Source organism: Metasolibacillus sp., assembly GCF_025291715.1.
GTDB classification, from domain to species: Bacteria; Bacillota; Bacilli; order Bacillales_A; family Planococcaceae; genus Metasolibacillus; species Metasolibacillus louembei.
This window is the reverse complement of sequence record NZ_JAMBIZ010000001.1, coordinates 180,897-202,308: the sequence shown is the minus strand read 5'-3', so window position 1 is coordinate 202,308 and position 21,412 is coordinate 180,897. Positions and strand designations below refer to the sequence as shown.

Sequence of the window (21,412 nt, the reverse complement as noted above, 5' to 3'; positions counted from 1 at the left end):
GAGGGAAATAGATTGACAGGTTTAGCAATATTACCATTATTAATTATTTATGTTTTACCAATTATTGTTGGGATATGGTTTGCGATTTCACTGATCAAGCTACAGCGCGAGAGGAATATGTTGTTGAAGGAAGTTGTGGAAAAGCTAAGCGAACGTTAATACATAGCAATAAACGAGGATAGGCTGTCCTATCCTCGTACTGTAATTCTTTGCTTATAACAACCAATGCTCATCATCGTCAAATAAATTGCGGACATATAAAAAATGATAAGAAATGGTAGCATGTCTCGTAGCGCAACAATGCAAACAAAATATAAGCATATGCTAGCAAGACTTGCTTTCCAATAATATTTTTGGCTAATAACCGAATGAATAAAAATCCAAACTATTAATATAGGAAAAACAATCATAAAATTCAAACAATTCACCCCTCCAACTTCATTTTAAGGAATATTTTTGAAAAAATCAATTCATTTTTTTCACTATTCGCACATCATAAGCAAATGCTATAATGCTTGATAAGGAGGTAGAAAAATGAAATTTGGCAAACGTACGATTTTTTGGCTTATACCACTCGGCATGCTTGGGCTTTTTGTTTATTTTTATGGCCCAAAGGATGATATTACAGCAAATCCATACATAGATGAAATGAAGCAGCAATCATTTAGTGTAAAAAATGAAGCAACGATTGAAGAGGTGCTAGACCATTCTTGCACAAAAGGTAAATGGGTCTTTTTCAAAACTCAGCGTGAGCAAGCTGTTGTTGAATTTAAAGGAACATGTGAAGAGCAGTCGGTAAATTTGCAATTTTTAGTTGGAGATAACAACAACCATCAGCTTGGAGCATTGCTTCTTGATAATGTCCAGCAAACGTCAGAGGAGCGCACACAATTTATTGAACAGCTCTATAGCAAATTATGAGAGTGGCTGAAAAGCGGCATATTCGCCTGCTTTTCAGCCATTTATTTATTGTATTTGATTTTTCAAACGTTTTAATAAACGCTGTCTTCTTTTTTTCACTGTGTCTGTTTTCAATTGTAAGCTTTCAGCAATTTCCTTATCGCTATTTTGCTGCATGTAATAGCTATGCAAAATATAGCGCTCCTCTGGTGTCAGCTCCTCCCATGCAATGGCTAATGCTGGCATCTCAATAAACACCTCATTTTGTTCATGCTCGATAAATGTTTGCAACACATCATCTCCAATTAATAGATGACGATTGCGGTGATTGTTTTGCTTATGCATTTCCGCAATCACTTGATAGCGCATCATAAAATAGGCATATGTTTCAAAGCTTCCCTTTTTGCTATCATATGACTGTAACGCTTCCCATAATGCAACTGTTGCAATATGGTGAAATTCATCAAAATGACCGTATACACGACAGCGATATAACACCTTTTGAATTAACGGTTTGTACTGCTCATAACATTGTTCAAAGTCCATTAAAAAAGTCCTTTTGCATTGTGCACAAGCGGTTTATTCCTAGGTGCTTCAACTATAGCTAGCGTGCAGCAAGCAGACAAATTTCGAAGCAGTCTATTTTCAGCAAAAAAATAATAAAAAAAGCATATTTCCATAAAGTAAAATGTATTTTTATGCAAAATTCAGTATGAATACATTTTTATTTATCCCGTATTAACAGGCTGTAAGACCCCCATCTCAAAACAGCAGATAAAATCAAAGTGTTGAAGTGGGGAATCAAACAGCCTGTAAAAACCCGATTGGTGAAACTACCAATCAATGGGAGATGAGGAAAATCCCCAATGATTGAAGGTTCACTTTATCGGAATATTCTAAATAAATATTGACAAAATTGATAGGATGATGCATGCTATGTAACATATATTTTGCTTATTGAAGACTAGTAAGCGGTAACTGGCTATTAACAGAGAGCGAATTGTCGGCTGTAAAATTCGTATAGACCACCCGCCTAACCTCCTTCAACACGCCCTTAGCCAAACTAAGCGCTCACTCAGCGTTATGAGATAAGTGGAATGCGCGACATGCATTCAATTTAGGTGGTACCACGGAAGCCCATTTCGTCCTAAGCAATTTAGGACGAAATGGGCTTTTTCTAATGAGGAGGAACAAATATGGAACGCAAACGCATTGTTGTAAAAATTGGGAGCAGCTCGCTGACAAACAATAAAGGAGAAATCGATGTTGAAAAATTCAATGATCATATTGCGGCACTTGCGAAGCTGAAGCTCGCCGGTCATGAAGTGCTGCTCGTATCATCTGGTGCAGTGGCAGCAGGCTTTCGCAGACTAGGTTACCCTTCTCGCCCTGTCACGATGAAAGGCAAGCAAGCAGCGGCGGCAGTTGGGCAAAGCTTATTAATTCAGCTTTATAACGAAGCATTTCTCCAGCATAACATCGTTTCTGCGCAGGTGTTGCTGACGCGCACCGATTTTAGTGAAAAGGAGCGCTATCAAAATGCCCATGCGACCTTTTCGGAGCTGTTAGAGCGTGCTGTTTTGCCAATTATTAATGAAAACGACACAATTTCTGTTGCTGAACTGACGTTTGGTGATAATGATATGCTGTCCGCATTAGTTGCAGGGCTTGTGCATGCAGATCAGCTCATTATTTTAACAGATGTCAATGGCTTATATACAATGAATCCAATGAAAAATCCCGATGCTAAGCGCTTCGATTTCTTAACACATATACCAGATGAGCTGCTTAAGGTAACATCTGGTAGCAGCTCAAAGATTGGCACTGGTGGAATGGAATCGAAGCTACTCGCCGCACGCTATGCTATCGAGGCAGGCAGCCATGTATTTATCGGCAAAGGCATTGGTGCTGACAAACTGCTCCGTATTTTAGCAGGCGATGGCGATGGCACGTATATTGCGAGTGAAACAGCATCCATTTTATCGAATCGCAGACAATGGCTACGCTTATCTGAGGTAGCAGGGAAAATTTTTATTGATGAAGGTGCGGTCAAGGCGTTAACAGCTGATGGGAAAAGCTTATTGCCCGCAGGTGTTTATGCATTGGAGGGGCATTTCAAGGAAGGCGATGTTGTCGAAGTATTTTACCAGCATCACTGTGTTGGGCGCGGTGAAGTGAAGTATTCGAAGGAGGAGCTCATGCAGGCAATGGGCAAGCGCAGTACAGAATTGAAGCAGCCCCCCGAGGTCATTCATCGTGATTATTGGGTACAATTAAAGGAGGTTTAAATCGATGGCAAATGAAGTAATAGAAAAAGGGCGACGTGCCAAAAAAGCAAGCATCCTTATGAATATGAAAACAACAGACGAGAAAAATAAAGCACTTGCAGCAATCTCTAGACAATTACAAATGGATGCGGAGAACATTATCAAAGCAAACCGACTGGATTTACAGCAAGGGGCTGATATAGGACTTTCCACAGCTGTACTTGACCGCATTATGCTCAATGAAACACGCATTCAAGCGATGTGTGAAGCCATTCAATTATTAGCTAGGCTACCTGACCCAGTCGGTGAAACACTTGAAAATATTGAGAAGGAAAACGGGCTCCAGATTGTAAAAAAGCGTGTACCGCTTGGCGTTATCGGGATGATTTATGAGGCTCGTCCAAACGTGACAATTGATGCTGCTACATTAGCATTAAAAACAGGCAACGCCATTTTATTGCGAGGTAGCTCCTCTGCGAAGCATTCGAATATAGCCTTAGTTGCATCCATCCATACGGCGTTAGCGCAAGTAAACTTCCCATTAGATGCTGTTCTTTTAATAGAAGATACAAGCAGAGAAACAGCAAAATCACTGTTTCATTTAAATGAATTTTTAGATGTACTTATTCCACGTGGTGGCAAAGACTTAATTGATACGGTTGTGCGCGAGGCAAGCGTGCCCGTGCTTGAAACAGGTGCAGGCAATTGTCATATTTTTATTGACGATACTGCTCCGTTTAAAATCGTATGCGATATTATTCAAAATGCCAAAACACAGCGTCCCTCCGTATGTAATGCGGTGGAAAGTCTAGTCGTGCACCGCCAGTTTTTACAGCAGTATGGCAGCGAGTTTTTTGCCTTTTTGCGAGAGTTAAGTATTACAATTTACGGAGATGAGGTAGTGTGCGAGTTGTGCGAGCAGGCAATTCCAGCGAGTGAAACACATTATGCGGAGGAGTTTTTAGCATTGTCGTTAAGTATTAAAACCGTTGATTCTGTGACGCAGGCAATTGAGCATATCCAAAGATATAGCACAAAGCATTCGGAAGCAATTATTACTATGACGCAAGCACATGCCGATTTATTTTTAACAATGATTGATGCGGCAGCAGTTTACCATAATGCATCCACACGCTTTACAGATGGCTTTGAATTCGGCTATGGCGCAGAGGTTGGTATCTCGACACAAAAGCTACATGCGCGTGGACCAATGGGCTTACCAGCATTAACATCAACAAAATACTACATTTATGGAAACGGACAAATACGAAGCTAAATGAAAGAGAGCTGCCAAAATTCGGCAGCCTCTTGATGTTTATTTGACCTCACTTGCGTCTGTATAAGTAACAGGAATTTTATATTCCTCATATTTCCAGCGCATACCACCTCGACTCTCTTGCACATGCACTGTTTCTTTAAACGTAATGACTTCCCCATTCTTCAATTCCACAATAAATTTTGAGCTTCCTGATTCATTCATCGGCACTTCAATCAGCTCGACCTCTTGAATATCTTCCCAGCTAGCATGCTTTTTGTCAGAGCCAAATACCCCTCTATATGTAAGTCCTTCATCATTCATTGCGATATAGCATTTAGCACTTCCGTAAAATAAAACAATTGCTCCTATAAACAACAAAACACCTGATGGAATGGAGATTTTTTTCTTTTTCCCAAAGAACAGCACGGCACAGCATGCAATCAATAGTGCCACCCCTATCCCAAAAACAATATAAGTTTCTAGCGGTGTGTAATAAAACCACATATCCCTCTCAAAATAAAAAGTCATTGGAATAACAGAAGGAATAAAGAAAATAATCGCTGGTGAAAAAATCAACAAACAAACTCCCAATATAAAAAATATATAACGACGTGATACGTTACTTTCCATGTATAATCCCCCTTTGAAAACATGTCCATAAAAATTTTAATTAATTCGTATAAATCACAGGAATATTATATTTCCCATATTTCACACGCATTTTGCTGCGCTTTTCTTGCACATGTGGGATTTCCTTGAACGATAACACATCCCCATTATCAAGCGATACTAAATATGTAGCATTACCACTCTTACCAACTGGTACTTCAATACGCTCAATTTGTGTGACATTTTCCCAGCCTACGTGCTGCTTTTCATACTCAAATAACCCTCTGTATGTAAAACCATCGTCAGCCATTGTCAGATAGCATCGAGAGCTGCCATAAAACATAAAAAGTGCTATGCAAAACAACAGACCACTTGACACAATCGCCCATCTTCTCATTTTTCCGAAAAATAAAATTGCACAGCAAATAATAAGCAGTGCAATGCCAATCGCAAACACTATAAATGTTTCCATTGGCACATAATACACCCATGTGTATTTGACAAAATAAAATGTTATCGGAATCATGCGTGGAATGATAAAAATAAGGATTGGCGAAGAAACGAGTAAACATGTACCAATCACAAAAAACACATAACGATTTGGCCTCCTATTTGCCATCTATTTACCTCCTTGTATAATATATGTAACATTATACAATGATTGCTTAAAAAAATTAATTTTTTTAAAAATTCAGAACATATGGTATAATACAGATATTTTAAAAGGAGGAATTAGCGATGCAAGTACAAGCCATCATTAAATTAACAGTTTCGATGGCGATATTTGGCTCGATTGGCTTTTTTACAAAGTATACTGGCATTCCCGCAGTAGAGCTTGTTTTTGTGCGCTGTATTTTTGCGACATTATTTTTAGGAAGCTTATGGCTATTAACAGGCGGTTTGAAAACGGAGCGCTGGGACAAAAAGCAAGTTTGGACAACCGCATTATGCGGCATCTTTTTAGTGTTAAACTGGGTATTTTTATTTAAAGCATTTGAGGAAATGTCCATTTCTGTGGCGATTTCCATTTATAATTTAGCTCCTATTTTCGTTCTGTTACTTGGTGCCATTTTACTTGCTGAAAAAATGACCTTATCTGCGATTATGGCAACTACGATTTGCTTTTTTGGTAGCATCTTAATCGTTGGTATCGAGCATTTTCAATCGCTCGACCAGCTGTTTAATTCAGGCTTCATTTGGGCTTTATTGTCTGCCATTTTTTATGCGCTGACGATGTTTACGAGCAAAAATATTAACGGGCTTTCGTCTTATGCATTAACATTTATCCAAACAGCGATTGGCATTGTCATGCTACTACCTTTTTGCGATTTTGCTGTATTTGAAGGGCTGACAATGACAAATTGGCTATTTATTTTAGGGACAGGCATTATACATACAGGCTTCGTATACTATTTATTTTTTGATAGCATTCGCAATTTATCGACGATTATTGTTTCTGTGCTCGTTTTTGTCGACCCTGTCGTTGCCATTTTACTTGATATTTTAATTTTGTCATTTAGACCTGATAGTTTGCAAATACTTGGGATTATTCTCATTTTCGGCAGCATACTGTATATTTTATTTAAGCCACAGCGAAAAAGCAGCTTGGAAGGATAATTCCTTACCAAGCTGCTCTTTTTTAACATTCAAACTTTTCAACAATATTTTGTAAATGCATAGATTGATTTTTTAATTCCGAAGATATCGTATTTAATTCTTGTAATACATTGACTTGCTGCTGAGCCATGCTCGCTACCTCTTGTGTGTAGCTTGCCGCATTATTGGCATCTGCTGCGATGTGCGTAACGGATGCAGCTACTTCCTCAGCCGTTGCCGAAATATGCTCTGTTAATGAGGACACTGCGCCAATTTCCTCTGCCATCTCCTCAATAGCTGTATGAATTTTGCCGAAAGTTTCTCCAGCTGTTTGTACAATCGTTACCCCTGTCGCAGCATTTTGCACGCTATCATGAATCGCTTGTGCGATATGCTCCGTATCTTGTCTAATTGCCGTTGTCACTTGGACAATGGCTGCTGCAGAGTGCTTGGATTGTTCCGCTAAACGGCGCACTTCTTCTGCCACAATGGAAAAGCCTTTGCCATGCTCGCCAGCTCTTGCTGCCTCGATTGCTGCATTCAATGCTAATAAATTCGTTTGCTCTGTAATTTCCGTAATTGCTGCTGTAATTTGGTCAATTTCATTGGAACGTGCGATTAATTGATCAATTAAATTGCTCGTTAAAGTAGTCGATTGTTGAATTTCCTGCATTTGTTTCCCAGCTATTGCGATATTGCTGCTTCCTTCGCTTGCTAACGTTTGTGTCGTTAATGCATTTGTATGGAGTGCAACCGTCGAGTGAACGATTTTTTGAACAGCCTCCGCCGTTTCATCCATTGCGGTCGCGCTTTCATTCGCCGCAGTTGCCGAATGATGTGAGCCTATCGCTAGCTTATCTGCTACTGCTGAAGTTTGCTGAACCGATGAAGCGACCGCATTCGTATTTTTCGTTAGCTGTTCACTTGAATCAGATAATTTTGTTGTATTTTCTGCCACTGATATAATCACTGTTTTCAATTCATTTTTCATTAAATTAAATGAATCTGCTAAATCGCGAAATTCATCCTTTGATTTCACTTGTATGTCATCCTGCTGTAAATTGCCTTGTGCAATGACGCTTAAAGCCGATTGTAGCTTCTTGATTGGATTTAAAAAGTTTTTGCTCATGATAATGCTAATAATAACTGCGACAATAATGCTTAACACAAGGACGATAGCACTTAATAAAGAAGCCGATTTAGCAGCCGTTTTTGCTTCCTTTTGTATTTGTTCTAAATTTGCTTCATAATGCTTTGTTAAATTTGTCGCACGCTGGATTAAGCTTTGGTTTGGTGGACGTAATTGATTGACAATAATGGACTTGGCACGGTCATAATTCATCGCTTTCGTTTGCGAAATAGCATCCTCCATTGCCAAGTTAAATTCCTCCATATAGCCATCAATGGCTAAAAGCTCTTCACTTACATATGTATCTTGATTATTTTGCTCTAATGTTGCTAGTAACCCATTCATCTGCTCGCGTTGTTCAATAATTTCAGGCAAAATGCTCATATCACCCGAAATTACATATTGTCGAATCATCATACCTTGTGTCGTCATATTATTGCGAATATCGGCAATCGTTAAGACATTTGCCTGCTCCTCGTTAATCATCTTTTCATACATCGACTGAACACGCTGAAGCTGTGTATAATTTATTCCTGATACAATCAACACCATTAGGAGAATAGTTGCAAAGCTAATAAAAATTTTCGTGCGTATAGACATAATGCTCACCTTCTCATTCTTACAAATATGAGTATTAGTATATACGAAATAATACCTTATAGCACCTTTTTATTAAAAGTCATATAATTTTGATTATTTAGATATATAACAAAAAACATATGGGCTATGTACCCATATGTTTTTTTGTTAATTTTCTGAGCGCACATCCGTCATCTGTTTCCAAACAGAGCCCTTTGCTTCCTCGCCCTGCTCGATACGGGCAATCGCCATCTTCACTTGTAGCTTTACTTCAAATTCTTTGTCTTCCGCTGCTTGGTGCAACGCTTGTAGCGCATGCTCCGTTCCTGTTTCATATAAAAACATTGCGGCACGCCAACGCACTAATTTGTTTTTATCCTGCAATGCTTGAATCATCGCATTTTCAAATTGAACGAGGCCTAAATCGCTCATACAGTCCCCTGCTGTTCGGCGTACTGCGGCACTTTTATCTTGCAATGCCTGCTCCAACACAGGAACAACTGCCTCATCTTCAATCATCCCTAAATAAACGGTTGCTAAGCGGCGAATTGCCATTTGGTCATCCTGTAGCGCAAAGCTCAGCATTTCAATGTCTTCTACCTCTGGGTCAGGCATTTGGTCAAGCAATTGGAAACGTTCCTGCCAATCTTGCGTTTGCTGTAGCTGCGCTAATGTCACCCTTTCACGAGGGGCTGGCGTATAGCTCGCTTTATTGTTTGCCGCCTCTACAATTGCTTGAATGCGCTCTGCTGGGAAGGTCGCCCATATTTCTTGCAAGACGTTTTCTGCTACTTCTTGCTTGTCGCCATAGCGTACACCATAATCAACCCATTTACGTAGGAAAATATAGTTTTCATCGCTATCTTTCGTTTGCATTTGCTGGAATGCCGTCGTATAAGCTTCACCTGTTGCAACACGCACCTCCCCTTCGCTATCAAAGGCTTTGACTTGCAAAGGAAGCCCTTTAAACATTTGCACATGCACATATACTTCACCGAAATGATCAGCGACTTGATTTTCAACAGAATTCGTTGTGTCATTTTCTCCTAGGGCTGTGCGGATGCCTGATAAAATATTTTCCCATGCAAATTTTGCATTGCGCTCTACCGCTAAAAAATCTGCCACATGATAAATGCCTTTAACACCTTCCACGGCAAAAATTGCCTGAATAAAGGCTGGTGCTTCTGCTACGCTCTCCTTCGTGTAGTTAAAGCTTGTGCCAAATGGCAGCTCTTGATCAATGACCACTTTCATTGAATTTGGACTTGGTGTTGGTTCAATTGTAAGTATTTTCATTCTTCACGTCTCCTATCCGTTGGCAATTTCATCTAAATAGCTCCAGCGCTCAATAAGGTGCTCGTATGTTGCGTTGAGTTCATCAAGCTTTTGCGTTAGCTCCTGCAATTTTGTAAAATCAGCACCTGCTGTCGCAATACCATCTTCTGTATCCATAATTTGCTGCTCAACTTTTTCGATGTCTGCTGCAATTGTTTCCCATTCCTTTTGCTCCTTGAAGCTAAGTCGTTTCTTTTCTTGCTTGATTTTTTCCTGCTTCGGCTTGTCTTGCTTTTCCTCTTTTATTGCCTGCTGTTGTACCTGTGTTTTCTCTATTAAATAATCCGAGTAAACCATTAAGCTTTCCTCAACTTGCCCTTTGCCATCTAGTATCCACAGCTTTTTCGCAATACGGTCTAGGAAGAAGCGGTCGTGGGAAATCGTAATAACAACGCCAGGGAATTGCTCAATAAAGTCCTCTAGCACGCCGAGCGTTTCAATATCTAAATCATTCGTTGGCTCGTCAAGTAACAGGACGTTGGGCTGCTCCATTAATAAGCGCAGTAAATGTAGTCGCTTGCGTTCACCGCCTGACAGCTTGCCAATCGGCGTGCCATGCGTATGTAGCGGGAATAAAAAGCGCTCCAGCATTTGCGCTGCACTATAGCGAATGCCATCTGCATCGGTAATATCATTCGATGCCTCGCGCACATATTCAATCATGCGCTGGTTTTCATTCATTTTTGGCAATGCTTGCTTAAAATGCAGCCGCTTCACGGTTGAGCCAACAATAACCTCTCCTTTGTCTGGCTCTAGCTCTCCTGCTAACATATTGAGCAGCGTCGATTTGCCATGCCCATTCGCCCCAATAATGCCGATACGGTCACCTTGCTGAATTAAAAAGCTAAAGTCCTGTAAAATAATGCGCTCACCAAATTGCTTTGAAATGCTCTCCGCCTCTAGCACCTTTTTTCCTAAGCGCGTTGTTGCAAGACCTAGCTCTAAATTGGCATCATCGTGTGAGCGGTCAATTTTATCATCCAGCTCCTCAAAGCGCTGGATGCGTGCCTTTTGCTTCGTCGTTCTCGCCTTCGCACCACGACGAATCCATTTCAGCTCATTGCGATAACGGTTGCGCAGCTTCGCCTGTGTCGCCGCTGTCATTTCTTCCCGAATCGCTCTTGCTTCTAGGTAGTCTGCATAATTCCCTGTATGGCGATACAGCGTTTGATCGGCTAACTCATAAATATGCGTTGCTACCTCATCTAAAAAGTAACGGTCATGCGTAATAAAAATGACCGCTCCCTTTAAACGTGTCACCATCTCCTGTAGCCATTCTGTCGATTCAATGTCCAAATGGTTAGTTGGCTCATCCAGCAAATATAAATCCGCAGGCTCAATTAGTACGCGAGCAAGTGCTACACGCTTTTGTTGTCCACCTGACAGCTCTGTCACATGATGCTCAAACATATCAATACCCAGCTTTGTCAGTGCCTGCTTGGCAAGCGCATTGACATCCCATGCGCCCTCTGTATCCATGCGCTGCTGTAGGTGAAATAATTGATTTTGCAACGCTTCATTTGTCGGGTCAGCTGCTAATTTGGCAACTGCCTCCTCATATGTACGGTTTAATTGTAAGACGGGGGAATCTCCTGCGAACACAGCCTGTAACACCGTTTCTCCTTGCGCAAAGGTTGGATCCTGCTCTAAATAAGCGACGCGATATTTATTCGGGTGATCCAGCTCGATTTTATCAGCCTCCTGCGTGCCTGCTAAAATTGATAGCAATGTCGACTTACCTGTACCGTTAATACCGATTAGCCCCGCACGCTCCCCCTCATAAATGGTAAATTCGATATTGTTAAATAACGTTTTATCGCCTACCGTTTTCGTTAAATTCGATACGATTAAATGACTCATCTATTCTCATCTCTTTCATGCATTTGTTTTTATTATAGAGGAAATGCGAGGGAATTGCACAGGTTGAGGTTGTCTTAGCAAGATTTAGACTTTATCAGCAGCAGGATTTTGGAAAGTCGCCGATATTTCCTCAAAACTCGCTGATATCAGTATAAAGGCGTGCTCAAAAAAATGATTTTCGAACACGCCCCTTGTTAAAATTGTATTATTGAAATCTTTTTACTAGCTGTATCCACCGCAATTTCTCCGCCGATTGGCAATGTCATAATTGGCTGTGTATGCCCAAAGTCCACATCATACATGACAGGGATGTCTTGCAATAACGGGTGTTTGTCTAAAATAAAGCGTAGCTGCTCACTTGTCACTTTACTCACTCGTTGAAAACGCCCAATTAATAGTGCCTTCACATTGCTTGCCACTTGTAGCAATGAGGTTAAATCGCGCGCAAACGTTTCAGGCTTTGTTTCTTCGTCATCTTCAACAAATAAAATGCAATCCTTTAGCTCAGGCATGTACGGTGTGCCTTGTAGCAAATTCAATGTGCAAAGATTGCCACCATATAATTTGCCCTGTGCCTGTCCCTCTGTATACACTTTCCATTCCGTCGCCTCATACTGCCTGTTGTCTTGATCTAAAAACCATAAATCATCGCTCCATTTCTCGGATGGCTCAATGTCATATGGCGCTTCGTTCATAAAGCATTCTCGAAAATACTTTGTTTGATATGCCTGTAAACCAGCCATTTGAAAGCTTGAAAAATGCGGTCCTGAATAGGTAATAAATCCGCACTTATGATGAATCGCTGTTGCCAATGCTGTAATATCGCTATAGCCACAGAGGATTTTTGGATGACGAGCAATCAGCTCATAATCTAAATACGGTAGCAGCTCATTGCTATTAAAGCCACCAATCGCCGTTAAAATTGCTTTCACATTGTCATCCGCAAATGCAGCGTGAAGGTCTGCAACACGCTCCTCAATAGATGCAGAGCTTTGCATATCACATGTATAAATATATTCACCAAAGCTTACACGGAAGCCCATATTTTCTAATGCTTGTGTCGCTTTTTTGATGCCTTCCTCACCTAAAATCTGTGCACTGCGGCTCGGCGCAATCACACGTATTTCATTGCCTTGTTGTAATTTCCTCATTTGTTCATTCCTCCAATTGTCTGCGCAACTTAATAGACAGCCGTAAAATATCTCAAGTAAATTGTGCTTTTTTTAAGTGATTTATATCATCTTCTACGTTAGCAATAGTCTTCATATAGTTGCTAGCAAAAGCGATATCATTTTCATATTTTTTCAGTAAGTGCAGATAACTTTCAAATCTCTCTAACTGTTCTTCTTTTCTGTCTAACTTAAATGTCCCCATCTTCATTTTTAAATATGAATCATTTATTACAATTGGTATTAATCTATTAGTTAATTCACGTAATTCTTTGTCAGACATGAATGTATGATTAAAAGGAATACCAGCCTTTTTTCCTTCCTCAATATTTGATGCCATTCTACAAGCTAAATTAAATCTGTCTAGCAAAAGATCAATACTTTTAGCGGATTTCATCAGTTCCACTGTTTCTTGCAAAAGCCTCAAATCCTCTTGCAGTACCAAATACTGATGCTCTATTCGCTTCTTCGCTTCTGCCTTTTTCTTTCTTTTCACTAGCCATTCATTTTTTAACTTAATTAATACGGATTCGCTCGTTGTTTTTCTTTTGCTCCTTTTCCCCATTTTCCAAAATTGAATACCTCCCCAAAGTAAAAACAAGGATGCTACAATTAAAAATATGGATAGCCCAATAGTTGAATAATCTTCTTGTAATGTTTTAACAAAAGCAAATAGAAAAACACAGCAACCTGTCCAACAAAAAATCATCATATAGGACCTCAAAATTTTCTTTAACACTTATAACTCCTCTCCCTCTCTATCAATACCTCACTCTAATGTACTATATGAATTCCTTAGCAATCTTTTTATACAAATATACATAATGAGAAAGTATACTTCCATATAAATTTATAGAATACCATTATCCCTTATCGTAATTGTGTTATGCAAAGAAGCTAAACTTTAAATTAAAAACTTGTACAACATTATCACGTGTGAATGCTCTTTCCTCCGTTGCGGTCAAATTTGCTGCCTATTTATGTACAATTGACTCACCTGACATTGCAAATGATTATTTAAAAGTGCAAAGCTTGCAGGAAATCGCTGCATTGATTGGCACAACAAGCCGCCATCTAAACCGCGTACTGCAAAAGTGGACGGAGCAGCAAATTATTAGTAGAACAGACGATATGATTCACATTAAAGACTGGCAAGCAATTCAGGAGATTTCAGAGGATATTCGCTTTGTATGAGTAAAACATATTATGAATAAAAAGCAAGCTAATACGCATTTTGTAACTTTCCTTTCGCAGCTCCGACTAATTACTAAAGGAGTGATGGACAATGCGAATCGGATTTATTTTAGTGCTCTTGTTATTAGTAGCTGGCTGTGTGGGCAAACCTGCTAGCCCCAATCAGAATATGGAGCCCCCTGCTGTCCAATTAACAATTGCTGATGAGCAAATTAAAACTTATAGAGGAACGTATAGCTGGAGCTATTTTGATGTGAGCTCAGGGCAAACGACTAATGTTATGGCGGACTATGCCCCTCCATATGAGATAGTTGCCATTGACCAAAGTGCAAATGTAAATCTAGCAGCACCTATAAGCTTACATTTTACAAAAGAGCCAACAGAGGTAGAAATCAATTTATGGCGTAATCAAGCGATTGTCAAAACGTATTCTTCCCTTGAAGAAATAGAGGAAAAAGGGGGGTACATTATTGAAATCGTCGCTACTTGGAAAGAGGGTACGGCTACTTATGTCACAGCATTGGACATTGAGTAGCACGATACATTTTCATGGGCGAAAATGATATCCTTGCAGGCGAATCACTACTTTCCGCCTATAAAAAAGGAGCTGTCTGAAAAGGAAAACCTTTTCAAACAAGCTCCATTTTTAAGCATGGCCATTTTTCTCATTTGCAAGCTGTTGTAAAAACTGCTCCATAAACGCATGACGTGCTTCTGCCATTTCACGCCCTTTTGCTGTCACCATTAAATCCTTTAACAATAGCAGCTTCTCGTAAAAGTGTGTAACAGATGCGGTTGATTTTGTGCGATACTCATCTGCTGTCATTTGAAAGCGTGCTTCCTCCGTATCATCGTATAACTTGCGCCCTTTTGCTCCGCCGTAAGCAAATGTACGGGCAATACCAACAGCACCAATTGCGTCTAAACGATCCGCATCACGCACAATTTTCGCCTCGATGGTTTTAGCTTCAAGTGAGTTGCCACCGTTAAATGAGACCGATTCGATAATATCCTCAATATGTTGACGCTCTGCATCCGTTAAAATAAGTTGCCCTAAAATATCATTTTGTACCGATTTATCTGTAGCATATTTTGCATCGCTAACATCATGTAAATACACCGCAAGCTTGACGATTTTTTCGTCCGCTGTTGGCTCCGCTTGTAAAATCGCTTCCGCATTCATTAACACTCGCTCAATATGCTGAAAATCATGACTTGCATCCATTTGCTCGTAAATGGCATACACCAGCCTTTGACATTGCTCAATCACATTCATCTTAAAACAACCCTTCTGCGCGGCCATCCGCTGTTACGTCCATTTTTAATGCGGCAGGCTGCTTTGGTAAGCCAGGCATTGTCATAATATCGCCCGTTAAACACACTAAAAAGCCCGCGCCTAATTTAGGCACAATTTCGCGAATCGTAATCGTAAAGTTTTCCGGTCGACCTAATAAAGAAGGTTGGTCAGTCAAGGAATATTGCGTTTTTGCCATACAAACAGGCAGCCCATCCCAGCCTAATTTTTTAATTTGCATCAGCTGCTTTTGTGCACTATCTGTGAAATGGATGCCCGCACCACCATATACTTTTTGAACAATTTTCGTAATTTTTTGCTCTACTGTTTCAGAAAGCTCATATAAATGATGGAAATTCTGCTCTTTTGCTAGCACTTCTAACACTTTTTCAGCAAGCTCGATGCCACCTTTTCCGCCTTGCTCCCAGACATTTGTAAGGGCGATGCGCACACCGTTTTCCTTAGCCCATGTTAAAACAACGGCTAACTCTGCCTCTGTATCTGCAACAAAGCGATTTAATGCGATCACTGGCTCGACACCAAATGCACGAACGCTTTCAATATGGCGTGCTAAGTTGGCAATCCCCGTCGTCACTGCTGCTGCATTTTCTATTGTGAGCTCCGATTTTGAAACACCGCCATGCATTTTTAATGCGCGAATTGTTGTCACAACAACGACTGCATCTGGAGAAATACCGCTTTGTCGCGCTTTAATGTTCATAAATTTTTCCGCGCCTAAATCTGCCCCGAAGCCAGCCTCTGTCACAACGATATCAGCGAGTTTACGCGCAGTCCCTGTTGCAATTACTGAGTTACAGCCGTGCGCAATATTGGCAAACGGCCCACCATGAATCAATGCTGGTGTGCCACCAAGCGTTTGTACTAAATTTGGTTTAAATGCTTCTTTTAATAATAATGTTAAGGCACCTTCCACACCTAATTGGCGCACAAATACTGGCTCTCGGTCATATGTATAGCCAATTACGATATTTGCTAAACGCTGCTTTAAATCATCTACGCTTGTCGCTAAACAGAAAACCGCCATAATTTCAGACGCTACTGTAATATCGAAGCCATCCTCGCGCGGCACGCCTTGTAATGGACCACCTAAGCCGATTGTCACTTTACGCAGTGCGCGATCATTAATATCTAACACACGCTTCCAAATAATACGGCGTGGGTCAATGTTTAATTCATTGCCTTGGTGGATATGATTATCAATAAGCGCTGCAAGAGCATTATTTGCCGATGTAATGGCATGTAAATCGCCTGTGAAGTGCAAGTTAATATCTTCCATTGGGACAACTTGCGCATAGCCACCACCTGTTGCACCACCTTTAACACCCATGACAGGTCCTAATGATGGCTCACGCAATGCGACCATAACATTATGCTTTAGTTGTTGAAAGGCATCGGCTAACCCAACTGTCACTGTTGACTTGCCTTCCCCTGCTGGTGTTGGGCTTGTTGCTGTTACTAACACGACTTTCCCTTTTTTTGTTGAAGCAATTTGATTGACATCAATTTTCGCTTTATAGCGGCCATATTGCTCAAGCGCTTCTTCTGGAATGCCTGCTTTTTTCGCAATGTCCATAATCGGTTGCATTTTGGCATTTGTTGCAATTTCTAAATCGGATAAATATTTTGTCAGTGTCATCTTATTCCCTGCTTTCTATCCTTATTATTTTTATTATAAAGCATTTGCTACAAAAATAGCGGGGAAAAAGCGTCAAAATTCACCAAATTATTGACATTCATACAGAAATCACGTATATTTAATGAATAGTTGTCTTAATTTTTCGACACTTTTCAATTCAATCCGCAAGTATGGGAGGCGATCGCTCATGCATCAAGGAAAGGTTAAATGGTTTAATAATGAAAAAGGCTACGGCTTTATCGAATGTGCGAACGGTGAGGATGTTTTTGTTCACTTCACTGGCATTATTGGAGAAGGCTTCCGTCAATTAGAAGAAGGACAAGAAGTAGCATTTGAAATTGTGGAGGGCAATCGTGGACCACAGGCAGCAAACGTCTCTAAATTATAAAAAACTGGGGCTGCCTATGTCTAGGTAGCCCTCTTTTTTATTTCAAAATATAGGTCGCATTTTCACAAACAATCGTTTCTGGCTGTGAGGCACCTTCAAATACAACTGCATGGATGCCTAACCCCTCCGCTAAAATTGCATCCCAAATCTCGCCTTCTCCTTGCGCACAGTAGCAAATAATTTTTGCGTTTGGTAAATATAATGTATATTTCATCGCATTAAGCTTTTCATCAAAATGCTCCTCTGCCTTTAGCTTACCTAGCTTTTGCAGCTGCTTCATATAATCAAGGCGATTGACGAAATAAATCACTTCAGTAAGCTTTAAATCACCTTTTGGGTGTGGTGCAATAATATTCAGTGCCTTGTATTCAGCATGTCGCGCCTCTTCCTCAGCCTCCCATTGAATAAAAAATGGGAAATCTAAGCGCTGCTCTGGATGTCCAATATGTAGGAGCTGCCAGCGCACAACACTGCCGTCTGGTCGTGTGCGTGAAAAATGCTCTGGTCCGTGCACCTCTAAGCCAGCGTGACGAAACATTTGTGCATCTTGCTCAATCGTTGTTGTGCGAATCGCGATGCGCGCAAAGCCATTTTCTCGCCCTTTTTTCGCATACGTTTCATGTAATGTATATGGTTGACTTGCTGCAATCGTAAACTGTGCCTCATCGTTAATGCCAATCCATTCAATATATGTTAAATCAAAATAGCTTAACGTATTATACGTGCCCCATATTTCATGCTGACCGCCTTGCACTACATGGAAGCCATGTGTCTTCATCTCTTCCATCGTTTTTTCAGGCTTTCTGACAAAATGAACGATATGATCTAGTTCGTACATCTTTATTCCCCCTTTACTTTTGCCAAGCTTTGCACACACTTACCCACTCTTTTGCAGCAGCAAACTGCATTAGCTGTTCGCATGTTAATTCGATTGCTGAATTCGCCGTACCACACGCTGGAAACACCGTTTGAAAGCGCTGTAGCGAAACATCTAAAAAAACAGGCATAGCTGTCGCTAAGCCAAATGGGCAAACACCACCAACTGGATGTCCTGTATGCGCAAGCACCTCTTCAGGGCTAAGCATTTTTGCTTTTACCTGAAAGGTCGACTTAAACGCTGCATTATCAATTTTTGCATCCCCAGCTGCTACAACTAAAAATGTGGAGCCGTCTGCTGCAGCAAAAGCTAATGTTTTTGCAATGCGTCCTGGCACAACTTGCAAAGCATTTGCTGCCTGCTCCACCGTTGCCGTTGACTCTGCAAATGTTAAAATATGTGCAGCATAGTGCAGCTTTTGAAAATATGCCTGTACGCGCTCACTCGCCATCTGCTTGTCCCCCTAATAATTGCATAAGCTTTTTACTCGCTTCCTTTTTTCCATTTGCCTCTATTACTTGTCCATCTTGATGAACGATTAAATGCAGTGCATTATTGCCATACAATGACTCAGAGCTATTTGCTACAGTATATTGCGCCTGCGATGTTTGCATGCGCAGCCTTGCACGATCAATTAAATATTGCGGGTCTGTTGTTGCTTCTAGCTTGAAGCCAACTAATGTTACATTTGGTGCCCATGCTTTAATTTGCGGCAATATTTTTGGTGCTTTTTTAAAGCGAATTGTTGGTGGCTCATCCGATGACATTTTGCCACCAGCCGCAAGCGGGTTCCCTGCCTGGTCAAACACTTTGTCCACAAGCCAGTCAGAGCCTGCCACCGCCATAATGACGATATCAATATGCTCCTCCTGTAAAAGCTGTTGCAGCTTTTGCGCCAAATCTTCAATGCCCTCAAAGCCAATTTTTCGCATTTCTGCAATGCGCTCAGGCAATTGTGCGAAATAACCATGCATATAAATGACCTCTGCACCTAAGTTTAATGCATCCTCCGCTAAATAGCATCCCATGATGCCTTTTGATAAATTCGTATGCGCACGTACGTCATCCCATTTCTCCAGCGTACCTCCGCTTGTAATGACAATTTTTTTCCCTTGTAGCATATTGTTCTCCCCTTATTTCCTAGCTGTTAAATCTTCCTCATTTTCCTCTAGCCATTGCTGTAACACTTCTACAAATTTTTGCGCTGCTGGTGACAACGTTTGCTTCGTTGCTAAGCCAATCGTTCGAAAGCTCTTCTGCTTCAATGGAATGACGCGCACATTTTCTGGTAGCTGTGACAACACAAGCTTCGGTAAAATTGACACGCCAACATGATGCCCAACCATCGACATAATGCCCCAGTCATCAAACAGCTCAAAGCGAATATTCGGCTTAATATCATGCTTTTCAAATGTCGCTACCACATCGTTCATACCTCGATACGAGGGCATAATAAATGGCTCCTGCGCAATTTCAAATAAATCAATCTCCTCTTTATTATAAAGGTGACTTTTAGAAGATACGATACAAAATAAATAATCTTTTTTTAATGGCATGAAATTAAATTGCTTAGAGCTCGTTCTATTTAAAAAACCACAGTCGATTTCTCCATTAATCAACCATTGCTCGATTTCATAATAATCGCCCTCACGTAGCTCAATTTTAATGCCCGGATACTGGCCGTCAAGCGAATGAATAATATTTGGCATCCATTGTGTGGAAATACTTGAGATTAGCCCAATTCGCACTGTTCCCTTCGTCACACCAACAATTTTTGCTGCCTCCTGCTGTAGCAGCTCCTCCGCCTGCAGCACTTGACGCATTGCCAAGAGCATCGTCTGTCCTTCCGTTGTCAGCCTCACACCATTGCGATTGCGGTGAATTAAAGCAAAGCCAAATTCCTTTTCCAGGCTTGATACTGCATGGCTCACAGCAGATTGCGTTAAACCAAGTAGCTGTGCCGCCTCTGTAAAGCTTTGCACCTCCGCCACCTTACTTAAAATCTCATATTTTACTAAGCTCATAGCAGCCTCCTTCAAATTTTCAAATCATTTGGTAGCAGAAATCAATTACAATTTCAACCTTCTATATTGCTGTAAAAGCAAAATAATAGGCAATACCCTCTCTAAAATCGGGAACAATCATCTTTATTTTATACATGAAAACTTTTCATATTACCTATTATAAACATTCGTTTTACTAATCGTAAAGCACCGTTTATATTGTTTTTTAGAGCACTATTGGATGGGGTGAATGTTTTGAGCATACAAAGTAAAGCAAATATATTAATGGTGATTGTGACAATGTTTTGGGGATTATCCTATACGTTCATGGTCATGGGGTTGGATGCGCTTGAAACATACAATATTGTTGCGCTCAGATGCCTTATTGCATTTGCAGTAGCTGGGCTTATTTTTTATCAAAAAATGTTGAAAATAAACAAACAAACGTGTTTTTATGCAAGTATTCAAGGCTTTCTGTTATTCGTTGTTTTTTCATTATCATTATTCGGTTTGCAAACGACTTCAGCATCAAATGCAGGATTTATTTTAAGCTTAACAGTTGTACTTGTACCCATTTTTGTGAGCATTTTAGATAAAAAGCTGCCTTCACGCGCTGTCATGTTCGCTATCGTGATGACAATGATTGGTATTTCTGTTTTAACGTTGAAAGGGTCTATGTCATTCCAAATCGGCGATATTTTAATGGCGATTGCAGCGATTTGTTACACAATTTATTTAATTTTAAATAGCAAATTCACAAAAAATGTAGATTCGATTGCCTACGGTGTTTACCAATTAGGCTTTGCTGGACTTTTCGGTGCAGTGTTCTGTTTATTTTTCGAGGTCCCACAAATTCCAACAACAACATCTGGTTGGATTGCGATTTTAGGTCTTGGCATTATTTGTAGCGCATTTTGCTTTATCGGGCAATCTGTTGCACAAAAATATACATCGCCTACACATACAGGCTTAATCTTCTCATTAGAGCCGATTTTCGCTGCGATGTTTGCCCTACTTTTCTTAGGGGAAGTGGTAACAATACAATTAATCATCGGTGGCACTTTTATTTTAGCGGGAAATTTAGTTGCCCAATTAGAGCAATTTTACCAGCTACGCTTTGTTCGCGAGCAAGCAATAGAGGAAAATACCTATTAAAGATTGTTGTCAGAAATTTTTTTCTGGCAACTTTTTTGTTCTACTTTTTACCATCTAGGAATATACTAACAATAGGCGCGCCTTATTCTGACAGTTCGAAATATATAATCAGTTTTCAAGTAATGCAACACGCGGTATGATA

General features: G+C 40.4%; 23 protein-coding genes. 9 read left to right on the top strand and 14 right to left on the bottom strand.

The window, feature by feature from the left end; genetic code table 11:
- Positions 1 to 12 precede the first annotated feature (12 nt).
- Positions 13 to 159: a hypothetical protein gene (locus M3Z76_RS01100; protein WP_293919954.1), complete on the top strand. Its 147-nt coding sequence runs from the start codon at positions 13 to 15 to the stop codon at positions 157 to 159.
- 375 nt (positions 160 to 534) lie between these two features.
- Positions 535 to 921, top strand: a complete 387-nt coding sequence (locus M3Z76_RS01095) for a glucosamine 6-phosphate synthetase (protein WP_293919955.1) — start codon at positions 535 to 537, stop codon at positions 919 to 921.
- A 45-nt stretch (positions 922 to 966) separates the two neighbouring features.
- Here M3Z76_RS01095 and M3Z76_RS01090 read toward each other — a convergent pair whose 3' ends face one another.
- Positions 967 to 1,446, bottom strand: coding sequence for an RNA polymerase sigma factor (locus tag M3Z76_RS01090; RefSeq protein WP_293919957.1), 480 nt, complete (start codon positions 1,444 to 1,446; stop codon positions 967 to 969).
- A gap of 650 nt (positions 1,447 to 2,096) precedes the next feature.
- Here M3Z76_RS01090 and proB point away from each other — a divergent pair.
- On the top strand, positions 2,097 to 3,188 hold the full coding sequence (proB, locus tag M3Z76_RS01085) for a glutamate 5-kinase (protein ID WP_293919959.1): 1,092 nt from the start codon (positions 2,097 to 2,099) through the stop codon (positions 3,186 to 3,188).
- A gap of 4 nt (positions 3,189 to 3,192) precedes the next feature.
- Positions 3,193 to 4,443 (top strand): glutamate-5-semialdehyde dehydrogenase, encoded by a 1,251-nt coding sequence (locus M3Z76_RS01080; protein ID WP_293919960.1) that lies wholly within the window; start codon positions 3,193 to 3,195, stop codon positions 4,441 to 4,443.
- A gap of 39 nt (positions 4,444 to 4,482) precedes the next feature.
- On the opposite strand, the gene M3Z76_RS01075 is transcribed toward M3Z76_RS01080, so the two are convergent.
- Both M3Z76_RS01075 and M3Z76_RS01070 read right to left on the bottom strand, forming a co-directional pair.
- Entirely contained in the window at positions 4,483 to 5,055 is a 573-nt protein-coding gene (locus tag M3Z76_RS01075; protein WP_293919962.1) for a hypothetical protein, read from the bottom strand.
- Positions 5,056 to 5,095: 40 nt separating this feature from the next.
- Entirely contained in the window at positions 5,096 to 5,653 is a 558-nt protein-coding gene (locus tag M3Z76_RS01070) for a TMEM106 family protein (protein WP_293919964.1), read from the bottom strand.
- A gap of 119 nt (positions 5,654 to 5,772) precedes the next feature.
- Between M3Z76_RS01070 and M3Z76_RS01065 the strand changes: the two genes are divergently transcribed.
- Positions 5,773 to 6,651, top strand: coding sequence for a DMT family transporter (locus M3Z76_RS01065; protein ID WP_293919967.1), 879 nt, complete (start codon positions 5,773 to 5,775; stop codon positions 6,649 to 6,651).
- 22 nt (positions 6,652 to 6,673) lie between these two features.
- Here the strand turns inward: M3Z76_RS01065 and M3Z76_RS01060 are convergent, their stop codons facing one another.
- The 5 genes from M3Z76_RS01060 to M3Z76_RS01040 all read right to left on the bottom strand — a co-directional run bounded on the left by M3Z76_RS01060 (position 6,674) and on the right by M3Z76_RS01040 (position 13,441).
- Positions 6,674 to 8,359 carry a methyl-accepting chemotaxis protein gene (locus M3Z76_RS01060; protein ID WP_293919968.1) on the bottom strand — a complete coding sequence of 562 codons (1,686 nt, stop codon included), beginning with the start codon at positions 8,357 to 8,359 and terminating at the stop codon, positions 6,674 to 6,676.
- Between the two features lie 147 nt (positions 8,360 to 8,506).
- Entirely contained in the window at positions 8,507 to 9,634 is a 1,128-nt protein-coding gene (locus M3Z76_RS01055) for a conserved virulence factor C family protein (RefSeq protein ID WP_293919969.1), read from the bottom strand.
- A gap of 12 nt (positions 9,635 to 9,646) precedes the next feature.
- The gene (locus M3Z76_RS01050; RefSeq protein ID WP_293919971.1) at positions 9,647 to 11,533 is read right to left on the bottom strand and encodes an ABC-F family ATP-binding cassette domain-containing protein; all 1,887 of its coding nucleotides are present in this window, start codon (positions 11,531 to 11,533) and stop codon (positions 9,647 to 9,649) included.
- 194 nt (positions 11,534 to 11,727) lie between these two features.
- Positions 11,728 to 12,684, bottom strand: coding sequence for a S66 family peptidase (locus M3Z76_RS01045; protein WP_293919972.1), 957 nt, complete (start codon positions 12,682 to 12,684; stop codon positions 11,728 to 11,730).
- A 52-nt stretch (positions 12,685 to 12,736) separates the two neighbouring features.
- Entirely contained in the window at positions 12,737 to 13,441 is a 705-nt protein-coding gene (locus M3Z76_RS01040; protein ID WP_293919973.1) for a hypothetical protein, read from the bottom strand.
- 197 nt (positions 13,442 to 13,638) lie between these two features.
- Here M3Z76_RS01040 and M3Z76_RS01035 point away from each other — a divergent pair, with 197 nt between their 5' ends.
- Positions 13,639 to 13,896 carry a helix-turn-helix domain-containing protein gene (locus M3Z76_RS01035; RefSeq protein WP_295655648.1) on the top strand — a complete coding sequence of 86 codons (258 nt, stop codon included), beginning with the start codon at positions 13,639 to 13,641 and terminating at the stop codon, positions 13,894 to 13,896.
- 91 nt (positions 13,897 to 13,987) lie between these two features.
- The gene (locus M3Z76_RS01030) at positions 13,988 to 14,431 is read left to right on the top strand and encodes a hypothetical protein (protein WP_293919976.1); all 444 of its coding nucleotides are present in this window, start codon (positions 13,988 to 13,990) and stop codon (positions 14,429 to 14,431) included.
- A 111-nt stretch (positions 14,432 to 14,542) separates the two neighbouring features.
- Here M3Z76_RS01030 and M3Z76_RS01025 read toward each other — a convergent pair whose 3' ends face one another.
- Together M3Z76_RS01025 and M3Z76_RS01020 are read right to left on the bottom strand one after the other, a co-directional pair.
- Complete coding sequence (locus M3Z76_RS01025) at positions 14,543 to 15,172, bottom strand: HD domain-containing protein (RefSeq protein ID WP_293919977.1); 630 nt, start codon at positions 15,170 to 15,172, stop codon at positions 14,543 to 14,545.
- A gap of 1 nt (position 15,173) precedes the next feature.
- Complete coding sequence (locus tag M3Z76_RS01020; RefSeq protein ID WP_293919978.1) at positions 15,174 to 16,847, bottom strand: formate--tetrahydrofolate ligase; 1,674 nt, start codon at positions 16,845 to 16,847, stop codon at positions 15,174 to 15,176.
- 187 nt (positions 16,848 to 17,034) lie between these two features.
- On the opposite strand from M3Z76_RS01020, the gene M3Z76_RS01015 reads away from it, so the two are divergent.
- Positions 17,035 to 17,235: a cold-shock protein gene (locus tag M3Z76_RS01015; RefSeq protein ID WP_293919979.1), complete on the top strand. Its 201-nt coding sequence runs from the start codon at positions 17,035 to 17,037 to the stop codon at positions 17,233 to 17,235.
- A gap of 37 nt (positions 17,236 to 17,272) precedes the next feature.
- On the opposite strand, the gene M3Z76_RS01010 is transcribed toward M3Z76_RS01015, so the two are convergent.
- Genes M3Z76_RS01010 through M3Z76_RS00995 form a run of 4 tightly spaced genes read right to left on the bottom strand, consistent with a single transcriptional unit; the run spans position 17,273 to position 20,136 of the window.
- Entirely contained in the window at positions 17,273 to 18,073 is an 801-nt protein-coding gene (locus tag M3Z76_RS01010; RefSeq protein WP_293919980.1) for a VOC family protein, read from the bottom strand.
- A 13-nt stretch (positions 18,074 to 18,086) separates the two neighbouring features.
- Positions 18,087 to 18,563 (bottom strand): YbaK/EbsC family protein, encoded by a 477-nt coding sequence (locus M3Z76_RS01005; protein ID WP_293919983.1) that lies wholly within the window; start codon positions 18,561 to 18,563, stop codon positions 18,087 to 18,089.
- The gene (locus M3Z76_RS01000) at positions 18,553 to 19,233 is read right to left on the bottom strand and encodes a phosphopantothenoylcysteine decarboxylase domain-containing protein (RefSeq protein WP_293919985.1); all 681 of its coding nucleotides are present in this window, start codon (positions 19,231 to 19,233) and stop codon (positions 18,553 to 18,555) included. The genes M3Z76_RS01005 and M3Z76_RS01000 overlap by 11 nt, the downstream gene beginning before the upstream one ends.
- A gap of 12 nt (positions 19,234 to 19,245) precedes the next feature.
- Positions 19,246 to 20,136 (bottom strand): LysR family transcriptional regulator, encoded by an 891-nt coding sequence (locus M3Z76_RS00995; protein ID WP_293919986.1) that lies wholly within the window; start codon positions 20,134 to 20,136, stop codon positions 19,246 to 19,248.
- Positions 20,137 to 20,370: 234 nt separating this feature from the next.
- On the opposite strand from M3Z76_RS00995, the gene M3Z76_RS00990 reads away from it, so the two are divergent.
- Positions 20,371 to 21,270, top strand: a complete 900-nt coding sequence (locus M3Z76_RS00990) for a DMT family transporter (protein WP_293919989.1) — start codon at positions 20,371 to 20,373, stop codon at positions 21,268 to 21,270.
- The last annotated feature ends 142 nt before the right edge of the window (positions 21,271 to 21,412 follow it).